This is a genomic window from Curtobacterium sp. MCPF17_031 (assembly GCF_003234035.1).
GTDB lineage: Bacteria > Actinomycetota > Actinomycetes > Actinomycetales > Microbacteriaceae > Curtobacterium.
On the sequence record NZ_QKSG01000008.1, the window covers coordinates 111,755 to 124,644 of the forward strand.

The following is a 12,890-nucleotide window of genomic DNA, read 5'->3' on the forward strand; positions in this document are numbered from 1 at the left end:
GCGACGGACGAACACCGGTGTCCTGCGCCGAACCCTCCCGCCACTTCGGAACGATCGTTCCAAGGCGGGGGTGATGTCACACGGTCGTCACACAGGGGAAACGGGCGGCGCGACCGAGGTCCGTAGCTTCGTGCCCAGGCAGACGCCGACCTCACCCTCTCCCACTCCGGAGGACGTCATGGCAACAGAAGTCGCGACACCCGTCGCAGCGCCCCACGCCCCCCTCACGCCGACCGCCCCGGCGGGCGCCGGCCTGATCAAGCCCGGGTACGACCCGGCCCTCACGAACGAGGACCTCGCCCCGCTGCGGAAGCAGACCTGGACCAGCTACAACGTGTTCGCGTTCTGGATGTCGGACGTCCACTCCGTCGGCGGGTACGTCACCGCCGGCTCGCTCTTCGCGCTCGGGATCGCCAGCTGGCAGGTGCTCGTCGCCCTGGTCGTCGGCATCCTGATCGTGCAGGTCTTCGCGAACCTCGTCGCGAAGCCGTCGCAGCGCACCGGCGTGCCGTACCCGGTGATCAACCGCGCGGTCTTCGGGGTCCTCGGTGCGAACGTCCCCGCGATCATCCGCGGACTCATCGCGATGGCCTGGTACGGCGTGCAGACCTTCCTGGCCGCCCAGTCGCTCAACATCGTGTTCCTCAAGTTCATCCCCGGCGCAGCCGCCCTCCTGGAGCCGTCGTTCCTCGGGTTGAACGCGCTCGGCTGGATCTCCTACGCCGTCCTCTGGGTCGCCCAGGGCGCCCTGTTCTGGATGGGCATGGACGCGATCCGGAAGTTCATCGACTGGGCTGGTCCCGCGGTGTACGTCGTGATGATCGCGCTCGCCGTGTACCTCGTCGCGACCGCCGGCATCGGCAACATCTCACTGACGCTCTCGGTCGGTGCGCCGATGTCCTTCGGTGCGAGCATCCCGGTGATGCTGTCCGCGATCGCCCTGGTCGTCAGCTACTTCTCCGGCCCGATGCTCAACTTCGGCGACTTCTCGCGGTACGGCAGGTCCTTCGCGGCCGTCAAGCGCGGCAACATGCTCGGCCTGCCGATCAACTTCCTGTTCTTCTCGATCCTCACCGTGTTGTGCGCCAGTGCGACCGTCCCGGTGTTCGGCAAGCTCATCACCGACCCGATCGAGACCGTGCAGGCCATCGGCGCCCCGTTCGCGATCCTGCTCGGCGGACTCACCTTCGTCACCGCGACGGTCGGCATCAACATCGTCGCCAACTTCATCAGCCCCGCGTTCGACTTCTCCAACGTCGCACCCCGCCGGATCAGCTGGCGGATGGGCGGCATGATCGCCGCGGTCGGGTCCGTGCTGCTCACCCCGTGGAACTGGTACGGCAACGACCAGGCGATCCTCTACACGCTCGGCGTCCTCGGGGCACTGATCGGCCCGCTCTTCGGCATCCTGATCGCCGGCTACTACATCGTCGGCAAGCAGCGGGTCGCCGTGGACGACATGTACTCCAAGGACCCGGCCGGCCGGTACTGGTACCGGAAGGGGTTCAACCCGAACGCCATCTGGACGCTCGTCACGACCGGTGCGGTGTCCGTCGCCAGCGCTGTGCTCCCGCCGGCCCTCGGGGTCGTCCCGTGGTTGAGCAGCTACAGCTGGTTCATCGGCTGCGGCCTCGGCCTCGTCGTCTTCTGGGCGCTCGAGCGTCGGTCGCCCGCCATGCCGCTCCTCGACGCCGACGACCCGACGGTCGACGACGGCGCCGCCCTCGGCCGCGCCTGACCGCCCTCGGTCGCGCCTGACCGGGGGACCCTCCCTGCACAGGGGCACCGCCGCACCGACTCCGGCAGGTGCCCCTGTGGACAGCCGGGAGGCCCGCCACCAGCCCGCGAGGATCGTCACCACCCACGCTCCACCCGCTCCACCGGAAGGACCCACGATGCGCATCCGCGTCGTCAACCCCAACACCACCGTCTCGATGACGGCGGCCATCGGCCGTGCCGCAGCCGCTGTCGCCGGACTGGGAACGGTCATCGAAGCCGTCCAGCCCAGCATGGGTCCGGCGTCGATCGAGAGCCACTACGAGGAAGCGCTGGCCGTGCCGGGGCTCCTCGAACAGGTGCTCGCCGGGGAGCGCGACGGGGTGGACGCCACCGTCGTCGCGTGCTTCGGGGACCCGGGCATCGACGCGGCGCGCGAGATCGCCCGCGGCCCGGTGATCGGCATCGCCGAAGGGGCGTTCCGGACCGCCGCGATGCTCGGTCGGCGCTTCGGCGTCGTGACCACGCTCGAGCGGACGACCGGCCGTGCACGCGAACTCGCCGACCGCTACGGCTGCGCGTCCCTGCTGACCGAGGTCCGGGCGTGCGAGGTGCCCGTGCTGCAGCTCGACGACCCGTCATCCGGCGCCCGGCAGCTCGTGGTCGACGAATGCCGTCGGGTGATCGCGAACGGCGCCGACGCCGTGGTGCTCGGCTGTGCGGGGATGGCGGAGTTCTGCGCGTCGGTGTCCGAGGAGATCGGGGCCCCGGTCGTCGACGGCGTCAGCGCCACGACCCTCCTCGCCGAGACGCTCGTCCGACTCGGGCTGACCACCGGCAAGCACGGCGAGTACGCGCCGCCGCCGCCCAAACGGTTCACCGGGGTGCTCGCGTCCTTCGAGCTCGACGGCGCCCGCGCGATAGTCGGAGCGGACGCATGACGAGCCTCCAGACCGCCGCGGTGGCGGACGCCGTCACGCCCGCCGACCTCGTGCTCCGTGCCCGCCGAACGTGGATCGACGGCGCTTTCCGTCCCGCCGCCGTCGTCGTCCGCGACGGGCGTGTGGCGTCCGTCGAGCCGCTCGACACCGACGTCGTCGGGCACCACGACGCGACAGTCCCCGACGCCCACGTCCTGTTGCCCGGGCTCGTCGACACCCACGTCCACGTGAACGAGCCCGGGCGCACCGAGTGGGAGGGCTTCGCGTCCGCCACCCGCGCAGCGGCCCTCGGTGGGGTGACCACCGTCATCGACATGCCGCTCAACTCGATCCCGGCCACCGTGGACGTCCCCGCGCTGCAGGTCAAACGGGCCAGCGCCGCCGGACGCGTCGCGGTCGACGTCGGGTTCTGGGGCGGAGCGGTCCCGGACAACGCCGGCACGCTCGCCGGCCTGCACGACGCCGGGGTCTTCGGCTTCAAGTGCTTCACCGCCCCGTCCGGGGTCGACGAGTTCCCGCACCTCGACCCGAGGCAGCTCCGGGCCGCGATCGCCGAGGTCGCCGCCCTCGACGCGCTCCTCATCGTCCACGCCGAGGACCCGGACCACCTCGTCGAGCACGACGCCCTCGGCCCGCGCTACCAGGACTTCCTCGACACCCGACCCGTCCAGGCGGAACGGTCCGCGATCGCCCGCGTGATCGACGGTGCGCGGGAGACCGGTGCCCGGGTGCACGTCCTCCACCTCTCCGACGCCGGCGCGCTCCCGATGATCCGCGCGGCGAAGGACGACGGCGTGCGGATCACCGTCGAGACCTGCCCGCACTACCTGGCCTTCGAGTCCGGCTCGATCCCGGACGGTGCCACGGCCTACAAGTGCTGCCCGCCGATCCGCGACGACGCCAACCGGGACGCACTGTGGGCCGGCCTCCTCGACGGCACCATCGACATGGTGGTCTCGGACCACTCGCCCTCGACCGCCGACCTCAAGGTCGACGACTGGGGCCTCGCCTGGGGCGGCATCGCCGGCCTGCAGGTGGGCTTCCGAGCGCTGTGGACCGAGGCCGCCCGCCGGGGGCTGCCCCTCGAGGCGGTCCTGCCCGCCGTGACCACCGGACCGGCGGCGCTCGCCGGGTTCACCGACCGTGGCCGGATCGTGCCGGGTGCGCTCGCACACTTCGCCGTGTTCGACCCGGACGCCGAGTCCACGATCGACGTCGACGCCCTGGCACACCGGAACCCGGTGTCCGCGTTCGACGGGCTCCAGGTCCGCGGCCGGGTCACCCAGACGTGGCTCCGCGGGCGGCGTGTCACCGGCACCACCGACGGCGTCACGACGGTGGACGTGGTCGCCGGGGAGCTGGTGGACCGTGGCTGAGACACGCACCGCCGCCGGCGTGCACGTCGGGTCGACGCCCGACGACGTCCTGTGGGGGCAGCTGCCGAGCCGCGACGACGCCCCCGTCCGCGCGGTCGCCCCGGGCACGGTCGTGACGATCGACACCGTCAGCCACGAAGGGCTGTTGTCCGACCAGGGGTCCGACCCGGTGGCGTTCTTCGGTGGGCACGGCGTCGAACCGGATGCCGTGCTCCAGGACGCGATCGACATCGTGCGGGATCTCGACCGGAACGCCGCCGACGGTCCGCACGTGGTGTCCCGACCGATCGCCGTCACCGGAGCCGAACCCGGCGACGTGGTGTCGGTGGCGATCCTCGCGGCGGTGCCTCGGGTGCCGTACGGGGTGATCTCGAACCGGCACGGACGCGGAGCACTCCCCGGGGAGCTCCCGCGCGGTGACGGCCCCGTCTCGGTGTTCGCCGACGTCGTGACCCGCGACGGCGTCGACCACGGCCGGCTGCCGGTGGTGGCGGGCGGTCCCCGCGTGGTGACCTTCCCGCTCCGACCGTTCCCCGGCATCGTCGGGATCACCGTCGACAGCGACGTCCGGCCGCACTCCGTCCCGCCGGGGGCCCACGGCGGGAACATCGACATCGCCCTGCTGACGGCCGGGTCGACGCTGCACCTGCCCGTGCAGGTGCCGGGAGCCGGTGTGTACGTCGGCGATCCGCACTTCGCCCAGGGCGACGGCGAGGTCGCCCTCACCGCGATGGAGGCCTCGCTCCGCCTGACCCTGCGCCTCGACGTGGTCCCGCGTGCCACTGCGCTCCGGCGCTTCGGTGCCCTGGTCGGTCCGATCGCCGAGACGACCGAGTTCCTCGTGCCGACGGGCATGGACGCCGACCTGGACGAAGCCGTACGCCGATGCGTCCGGGCGGCGATCACCCTGCTCCGGGCACGGTGGGGCGTCGACGAGCACCTGGCGTACGCGTACCTCAGCGCCGCGACCGACTTCCGCATCTCGCAGGTCGTTGACCTCGTCTGCGGCGCGCACGCGACCATCCGCAAAGCGGACTTCGACGCGGTGGTGCCGTGCGGCTGACGGGGACGTGGCCCGCCGGCCTCGAGTCGGCGTTCCACGAGTACGAGTCGGCCCTGATGCGGGACGACACCGCCGTGCTCGACGCGCTGTTCGAACCCGGCCCGGGCACCCTGCGCGGTGACGGCGCCGGCCTGCTGCGCGGGCACGGGCAGATCAGTGCGTTCCGCTCGTCCCGCGGCGGTGTCGCCCGCCGGGAACTCGTCGGCGTGGACGTGCAGGTCCTCGGCCCGGACGCCGTGCTGGTCGTGGGCGAATCGCAGTTCGTCGACGGCGGGCGCGGCCTGCAGACCCAGCTCTGGTGCCGGACCGACGGCGCATGGCTGATCCGCACGGCGCACGTCACCGGACGCGCGCCGGCGTTCGACCGGTCCGTCTGGCGCGTGCTCGGCGACCCGCTCGTCCCCGGCGGTGGTGCCGACGCCGGCCTCGGTCCTGGTGCTGGTCCCGGTCCTGGTGCTCGCCCCGGTCCCCTCGCCGGGGTCCGGGTGGCGGTGAAGGACCTCTTCGCCGTCCGCGGGCAGGTCATCGGCGCGGGCAACCCGACGTGGCAGGCCGCAGCCGCCGTCGAGCACGAGCACGCCCCCGCGGTCGCGATGCTCCTCGACGCCGGAGCCGAGCTGACCGGCATCGCCCGGAGCGACGAGTTCGCCTACGCGCTCGCCGGCCGGAACGCCCACTCCGGGACGACGCCGAACGGTGCGGCACCACAGCGGATCGGTGGTGGGTCGACCTCCGGTTCGGCTTCGGCGGTCGCGCTCGGACAGGCGGACCTCGGTCTGGGCACGGACACGGCTGGCAGCATCCGCGTGCCCGCGTCGTACCAGGGGCTCTGGGGGCTCCGGACGACCCACGGCACCGTCTCGCGGAGCGGCGTGCTGCCCCTCGCGCAGACCTTCGACACGGTGGGCTGGCTGACACGTGACCCCGGGGTGCTCCGGCAGGTCGTCGGCATCGCACTCGGTGACACCGCTGCGCAGCTGCGCGGTGCTGACGCCGGCGCGATCCGGACGGCTCCGCTGCTCCTGAGCGACGCGTTGCTCGACGCCGCCGAACCCGGCACCCAGAGCGCGTTCCTGGCGTGGCTCGAGCGGACCGGTCGCCCGGTGCGGTCGGTCGAGCTGCCCGACCTGGACGACCTCGCCGAGACGCTGCGGGTCGTCCAGGCCGCCGAGGCGCACCGGAACCACGGTGACTGGGTCGCTGCGCACCCGGGGGCACTCGGAGCCGACGTCGCCGAGCGGTTCGCGGCTGCGGCAGCCGTCACGGCAGAGCAGGAGTCGGCAGCGCGTGTCCGCCTCGTCGAACTCCGGACCGCGGTCCGACGGGTGATCGACGACGGTGTCCTGGCCCTCCCCACGGTGCCCGGACCCGCGCCGAGCCGCACGGCCGACACCGCTGCCGTGCTGGTCACGCGTCGGGCCACACTCCGCATGACGTCCGTGGCCGGGGTCGGCGGCCTGCCCGCGGTCAGCATGCCGGCGCTGCACCTCCAGGACGCTCCCGTCGGGATCTGCCTCGTCGGACCGGCCGGTGCCGACCTCGCGCTGGTCGGCCTCGCGATCGACCTGTCCTCTTCGTCCGCAACACGTTCGTAACGCGCGTTCCACTACTCTCAACCTTGGAACGGAAGGATCAACCATGCACCCCGTGAACCCGCCCGCACGTCTCCTGATGGGCCCCGGCCCGATCGACGCCGACCCCCGCGTCCTCCGCGCACTCTCGACCCCGCTGGTCGGGCAGTACGACCCGTGGATGACCGAGACGATGACCCAGACGCAGGAGCTCTACCGCCGGGTGTTCGGCACCGCGAACGAGGCCACCGTCCTCGTCGACGGCACCTCCCGCGCCGGCATCGAAGCCGCCCTCGTCTCACTGCTCGCCCCCGGCGACAGCGTCCTGGTCCCGGTGTTCGGCCGGTTCGGGAACCTCCTCGCCGAGATCGCCGCACGCGCCGGAGCGACGGTGCACACGATCGAGACCGAGTGGGGCCAGGTGTTCCCGGCCTCGGCGATCGAGGACGCGATCATCCGGGTCCGACCGAAGCTCCTGGCCGTCGTGCAGGGCGACACCTCGACGACGATGAACCAGCCGCTCGACGAACTCGGCGCGATCTGCGAACGGCACGGCGTGCTGTTCTACACGGACGTCACCGCCTCCGTCGGTGGGAACCCGCTCGAGGTGGACGCCTGGGGCATCGACGCCGTCAGCGCCGGACTGCAGAAGTGCCTCGGCGGCCCCCCCGGTAGCGCACCGCTGTCGCTCTCACCGCGAGCGGTCGCGGTGCTCGACGGGCGTCGGAGCGTCGAGGCCGGCATCCGCGAGCCCGGCGACGAGGTGTCCGACCACCCGATCCAGTCGAACTACCTCGACCTCGCGATGATCATCGACTACTGGGGGCCACGGCGCCTCAACCACCACACCGAAGCAGCCTCGATGCTCTACGCGGCGAACGAGTGCGCCCGGATCCTGCTCGAGGAAGGCCGCGACGCCGTGGTCGAACGGCACGCCCGCGCCGGCCGCGCGATGCTCGAGGGTGTCCGAGGCCTCGGCCTCACGGTGTTCGGGGACGTCGGCCACAAGATGCACAACGTCGTCGCGGTGGAGATCCCCGACGAGGTCCAGGGGGACGCGGTCCGCTCCGCGATGCTCGAGGACCACGGCATCGAGATCGGCACGTCGTTCGGCCCGCTGCACGGACGGGTGTGGCGCATCGGGACGATGGGCTACAACGCACGGAAGGACGCCGTCGTGACGACCCTGGCCGCCCTCGAGCAGTCCCTCCGTCGCGGCGGGAAGTCCGTGCCGCAGGGCGGTGGCGTCGACGCGGCGCTCGACGTCTACGCCGGTCGCGGTGCGGGACCCGGCCCCGACCTCGACGCTGAACTCGACGCCGAGCTCGACGCTCAACTCGACGCCGAGCTCGGCGACGGGGTACGCGCGTGAGCGCGGCCGTCCAGGTCCCCGTCGCCAGCGCTCCGGCTCGCGCTGCCGCCGACCGGATCGTGGCCCGCTGCGACGAACTCGCCGTGATCAGCGAGACCGCGGGGCACATCACCCGGGTGTACCTGTCGCCCGAACACGCCCGCGCGAACGCCGTCGTCGGCACCTGGATGCAGGACGCCGGGCTCGACACCTGGCAGGACGCCGCCGGCAACCTCCACGGGCGGACCGGTCGAGCCGAGCCGGACGTACCCGTCCTGCTGCTCGGGTCGCACCTGGACACGGTGGTCGACGCCGGCCGGTACGACGGGGTCGTCGGTGTCCTCATGGCGATCGAGGTCGCCGCGCGCCTGCAGCAGGCTCGTGCCGAGCTGCCGTTCGCGCTCGAGGTCATCGCGTTCTCCGACGAGGAGGGCACCCGGTTCGGCAAGGCCCTGCTCGGGTCCTCCGCGGTCGCCGGGGTGTGGGACGACTCGTGGTGGGACCTCCGTGACGGTGAGGGCATGACCCTCCGTGCCGCCTTCGAGTCGTTCGGGCTGGACCCGGCCCAGGTCGGGCAGGCTGCGGTCGACCCCGCCTCGCTCGTCGGGTACCTCGAAGCGCACATCGAGCAGGGGCCGTACCTCGAGCACGCCGACCAGGCACTCGGCGTCGTCACCAGCATCGCGAGCGCTCGCCGGTTCACCGTGCGGGCGGTCGGCGAAGCGCGTCACGCCGGCGGCACCCCGTACGAGCGACGCCACGACGCCCTGCTCGCCGCTGCCGAGGCGGCCCTGGCGGTCGAGCGGATCTGTCGAACGGAGCAGCACATCGGCACCGTCGGCACGATGGCCGTCGAACCCGGGGCGGTCAACGTCGTGCCCGGCCTCGCGACGTTCGCGGTCGACCTCCGCGGCGAGTTCGACGACGGACGTGACCGTGTCTGGGACGAGATCGCCGAGGCGTTCCGTGAGATCGGTGCGCGGCGCGGCGTGGACGTCACGCCGACCGAGGTGCACCGGGCACCGGCGGTCTTCTGCGCCCCGCACCTGATGCACGCCGTCCGTGCGGGCATCGTCAGCACCGGCGAGCCGGAACCGCTCGAGCTGTTCTCACGCGCGGGGCACGACGCGATGTCCCTCGGCCTGGTCACCGACGTCGCGATGCTGTTCCTGCGGAACCCGGACGGCATCAGTCACCACCCGGACGAGTTCGTCTCCGCCGCCGACGTCGCGCTCGGACTCGACGCGCTCGTCGGAGCGATCGAGCACCTCGCCCGGACGAGCGACACCCATCCGCACGCGACGACGGGGGCGGACGCATGAGCGTCCCCGACGTCCGCGGACGCATCGACTCGGTCTGGGAGCGCCTCTCACCGGCCGAGCGCCGGGTCGCCGCGATGATCCGCCACGACCCCGAGCTCCTGCTGGTCGGCACCTCGGCGCAGTTGGCCGCCGAGTCCGGCACCTCGAAGGCGACGGTCTCGCGTCTCGTGCGGTCGCTGGGGTTTCAGGACGCCGCCGAGGTCCGCCAGAACCTCATGTCAGCGCGGGGGACCGGCCTGCCCTGGGCGGCGGAGGACGCCGCCCACGTCGACCAGCGTGCGGTGGAGGCGCGGAACCTCGATGCGGCGTTCGCCTCCCTCGCCCGAGCCGACCGTCCACGCCTCTCCCGACGGATCGTCCGCGCACGGCGGGTCCTGGTCTTCGGCGAGCGCGGCGCGTACCCGATCGCGCTGCAGCTCCGTGCGCAGCTCGCGCAGGTCCGTCCCGACGTCCGCGTCGGGCCGGCACCGGGGCAGCGCCTCGGGGAGGAGGTCGCCGACCTCGACCGCCGCGACCTCGTGGTCATCGTCACGGTCCGGCGGCACGCCGCGGGGGTCGACCGTCTCGTCCGACACTGCGTCGGGACCGGGGCGGACGTCGTCGTCATCGGGGACCCGACAGCCGCCGTCATCGCGGCGCCCGCGACCACCGCGGTGCTCTGCCCGGTCGACTCGCCCTCCGCGTTCGACTCGTTGGCGGCGCTGTTCGCGGTCGTCGCGGCGATCACGAACGACGTGTACGAGGCCTCCGGCCCCTCCGGTCGGACCCGGGTGGAAGCGGTGGCGAACGCCTACGACACGCTCGGTGAACTCGCCGGCTCCTGATCGACGTCACCCGGACCTTCGACGGTGGCAGCCGCGCGGAGCTCGGCGGCGAGCGACCGGTTCCGCTCTCGGATCAACCGCACCAGGTACCGCCGCAACACCAGCCCCTCGGCGATCCGCCCGAGCACGCCGCACGGTGCCCGGAACGTGATCTCGTCCACCATGCGGGTCCCGGTGGGCGTCGCCTCGAACCGGTGCCGGTGTCGGAACCGGGCGAACGGCCCGCGCACCTGTTCGTCGACGAACGTGTGGGGAGCCTCCAGCGCGGTGATCTCGTTCGTCATCCGCCAGACGACCCCGAAGTGGCGGGCACGCCAGGTCACGCTCTCACCGATCCCGATCAGCCCGTCAGTGCGTCCGGCGACGGCCTGCTCACCGGTCGCGGCCATCGACCGCAGGTGCGCGCCGATGTCCAGGGACAGCGCGAACGCCTGCTCGGGCGGCACGGGCAGGTCGGTCACGATCCGGAAAGCAGCGCTCACCCCTCGATCCTGGCGCACGGGCGGCAGGATGGTCACGTGACCGATGCCGCCCTGACCCCGCTCGACCGTGCCGGGAGGCTCGTCCCCGGCCTCGCGCTCGCCACCGGCATCGCCGTGGTCGCGACCGTGATCGGGCGGTTCCTGCCGGTCGTCGGAGCGCCGGTCAGCGGGGTGGTGATCGGCGCGGTCCTCGGGACAGTACGGCGTCCCGGTCAGGTGTTCCGGCCGGGGATCACGACCGCGAGCAAGACCGTGCTGCAGTCCGCGGTCGTCCTGCTCGGCGCGCAGCTGTCGCTCGTGCAGGTCGCCCGGGTCGGGGTGCAGTCGCTGCCGGTGATGCTCGGCACCCTCGTCGTCTGCCTGGTCGCAGCGTGGGGGATCGGTCGGGCGCTCGGTGTCGTCGGCAACCTCCGGACCCTGATCGGCGTCGGGACGGGGATCTGCGGGGCGTCGGCGATCGCTGCCGTCACCCCGGTGATCGGCGCGGTGTCGATCGAGGTCGCGTACGCGGTGTCGACGATCTTCCTGTTCAACGTGGCCGCGGTCGTCGTCTTCCCCGTGGTCGGGCACGCCCTGGGCATGAGCCAGCACGCGTTCGGGCTGTTCGCGGGGACGGCGGTGAACGACACCTCCTCGGTCGTCGCCGCAGCGAGCACCTACGGCTCGGGGGCGGCGGACTTCGCGGTCGTCGTGAAACTCGTCCGGACGCTGATGATCATCCCGGTGGTCCTCGGCCTCGCGTGGCTCGTCGGACGCCGGGCCGAGCGGTCGGCGACGACAGCGGGGGACGTGGCGCTGGACGGGACCGGGATCGACCCCGCCGTCGCACCCGCTCGACCGAGGTGGTCACCGCGCCGCGTGTTCCGTCTCGTGCCGTGGTTCCTCATCGGCTTCGTGCTGGTGGCCGCCGTGAACTCCACCGGGGTGATCCCGGGGCCTGCGCACCCGGCGATCGCCACGGTCGCCGCGTTCCTCATCACCGTCGCCCTGAGCGCGATCGGCCTGTCCACCGACATCGCCGGGTTCCGCCGCGCCGGGTTCCGGCCGCTGGTCCTCGGTGGGTCGCTCTGGATCGTGGTGTCGCTGTCGAGCCTCGGCCTGCAGGCCCTCACCGGCAGCATCTGACGCCGACAGCCGGCAGACCCCGCCCGGCAGACCCCGCCCGGTACGGTCGGGGGATGGACCTCGACGCCCTCCCCTTCCCCGTCATCGACGGACACAACGACCTGCCGTGGGAGCGTCGCGAGACGCACGGGTCCGGCGTCGAGGGGATCGATTCCGAGACCGACTCGCTGCACACCGACCTGCCGAAGCTCCGTGCCGGTGGGGTCGTCGGCCAGTTCTGGTCGGTGTTCGTCCCGGTCGAGGAGCCCGACCCGGTCCGGACGACGCTGCAGCAGATCGACCTCGCCCATCGCATGATCGAGCGCTACCCGGACGACCTGGCGCTCGCGCGGACCGCCGCCGAGGTGCGGGCGGCGATCGCCTCAGGCCGGATCGCCTCGCTGCTCGGCGCCGAGGGCGGGCACTCGATCGGTGACGACCTGGCCGTCCTCCGCGACTTCGCACGGCTCGGCGTCCGGTACATGACGCTGACGCACAACGACGACACCCCGTGGGCCGACTCGGCCACCGGTGCCCGGGCGCACGGAGGCCTGACCGACCGCGGGCGCGACGTCGTCGCCGAGATGGAAAGGATCGGCATGCTCGTCGACCTGTCCCACACCGCACCCACCACCATGCGGGACACCCTCGACGTGGCCACCCGGCCGGTCGTGTTCAGCCACTCGTCGACGGTGGCGATCGACGACCACCCCCGGAACGTGCCGGACGACGTGCTCGCGCGCTTGGCCGACAACGGCGGCGTGGTGATGCTCACCTTCGTGCCGAAGTTCGTCTCCCGGGTCTGGGCCGACTGGGAAGAGGCCGGCGCCGCCGGCGAACCGCCCCTCGTCACGGTCTCCGACGTCGCGGACCACGTCGAGCACGCCCGCAGCGTCGCGGGTGCGGCACACATCGGCCTCGGCGGGGACTACGACGGCACGCCGGTGCTGCCGTCGGACCTGCGCGATGTCTCGCGGTACCCGGTGCTCGCCGAGGAGCTCCGCCGCCGCGGCTGGGGCGACGGCGATCTGCGGGCGCTGGCGGGCGGCAACGTGCTCCGCGTGCTCGAGGCCACCGACGGCCGGTTCGCACGCACCGCCCACATCCGCTGATCTGCGGCGCTCGGAGCACCCCCGAACT

The 12,890-nt window shown here is 72.7% G+C and carries 11 protein-coding genes; 10 read left to right on the top strand and 1 reads right to left on the bottom strand.

What is annotated here, in order from left to right; all coding sequences use genetic code 11:
• Positions 1 to 178 precede the first annotated feature (178 nt).
• The 8 genes from DEJ31_RS12415 to DEJ31_RS12450 all read left to right on the top strand — a co-directional run bounded on the left by DEJ31_RS12415 (position 179) and on the right by DEJ31_RS12450 (position 10,164).
• Positions 179 to 1,738, top strand: coding sequence for an NCS1 family nucleobase:cation symporter-1 (locus DEJ31_RS12415; protein WP_111122011.1), 1,560 nt, complete (start codon positions 179 to 181; stop codon positions 1,736 to 1,738).
• A 157-nt stretch (positions 1,739 to 1,895) separates the two neighbouring features.
• A complete protein-coding gene (locus DEJ31_RS12420; RefSeq protein ID WP_111122012.1) occupies positions 1,896 to 2,657 on the top strand; it encodes an aspartate/glutamate racemase family protein in 762 nt (253 codons plus the stop codon).
• Positions 2,654 to 4,033 (top strand): allantoinase AllB, encoded by a 1,380-nt coding sequence (allB, locus tag DEJ31_RS12425; RefSeq protein WP_111122013.1) that lies wholly within the window; start codon positions 2,654 to 2,656, stop codon positions 4,031 to 4,033. Before DEJ31_RS12420 ends, allB begins: the two co-directional genes overlap by 4 nt.
• Complete coding sequence (locus tag DEJ31_RS12430; RefSeq protein WP_111122014.1) at positions 4,026 to 5,096, top strand: acetamidase/formamidase family protein; 1,071 nt, start codon at positions 4,026 to 4,028, stop codon at positions 5,094 to 5,096. Before allB ends, DEJ31_RS12430 begins: the two co-directional genes overlap by 8 nt.
• A complete protein-coding gene (locus tag DEJ31_RS12435; protein WP_258366288.1) occupies positions 5,087 to 6,691 on the top strand; it encodes an AtzH-like domain-containing protein in 1,605 nt (534 codons plus the stop codon). Before DEJ31_RS12430 ends, DEJ31_RS12435 begins: the two co-directional genes overlap by 10 nt.
• A 43-nt stretch (positions 6,692 to 6,734) precedes the next feature.
• Positions 6,735 to 8,039: an alanine--glyoxylate aminotransferase family protein gene (locus tag DEJ31_RS12440; protein WP_111122015.1), complete on the top strand. Its 1,305-nt coding sequence runs from the start codon at positions 6,735 to 6,737 to the stop codon at positions 8,037 to 8,039.
• Positions 8,036 to 9,340, top strand: coding sequence for an allantoate amidohydrolase (locus DEJ31_RS12445; RefSeq protein ID WP_111122016.1), 1,305 nt, complete (start codon positions 8,036 to 8,038; stop codon positions 9,338 to 9,340). Before DEJ31_RS12440 ends, DEJ31_RS12445 begins: the two co-directional genes overlap by 4 nt.
• Positions 9,337 to 10,164: a MurR/RpiR family transcriptional regulator gene (locus tag DEJ31_RS12450; protein ID WP_110902541.1), complete on the top strand. Its 828-nt coding sequence runs from the start codon at positions 9,337 to 9,339 to the stop codon at positions 10,162 to 10,164. The genes DEJ31_RS12445 and DEJ31_RS12450 overlap by 4 nt, the downstream gene beginning before the upstream one ends.
• Here DEJ31_RS12450 and DEJ31_RS12455 read toward each other — a convergent pair.
• Positions 10,131 to 10,646, bottom strand: coding sequence for an SRPBCC family protein (locus DEJ31_RS12455; RefSeq protein WP_111045236.1), 516 nt, complete (start codon positions 10,644 to 10,646; stop codon positions 10,131 to 10,133). The genes DEJ31_RS12450 and DEJ31_RS12455 overlap by 34 nt on opposite strands.
• 36 nt (positions 10,647 to 10,682) lie before the next feature.
• On the opposite strand from DEJ31_RS12455, the gene DEJ31_RS12460 reads away from it, so the two are divergent.
• The gene (locus DEJ31_RS12460; RefSeq protein WP_111122017.1) at positions 10,683 to 11,771 is read left to right on the top strand and encodes a YeiH family protein; all 1,089 of its coding nucleotides are present in this window, start codon (positions 10,683 to 10,685) and stop codon (positions 11,769 to 11,771) included.
• Positions 11,772 to 11,824: 53 nt separating this feature from the next.
• Positions 11,825 to 12,862 carry a dipeptidase gene (locus DEJ31_RS12465; RefSeq protein WP_111122018.1) on the top strand — a complete coding sequence of 346 codons (1,038 nt, stop codon included), beginning with the start codon at positions 11,825 to 11,827 and terminating at the stop codon, positions 12,860 to 12,862.
• Positions 12,863 to 12,890: the final 28 nt, after the last annotated feature.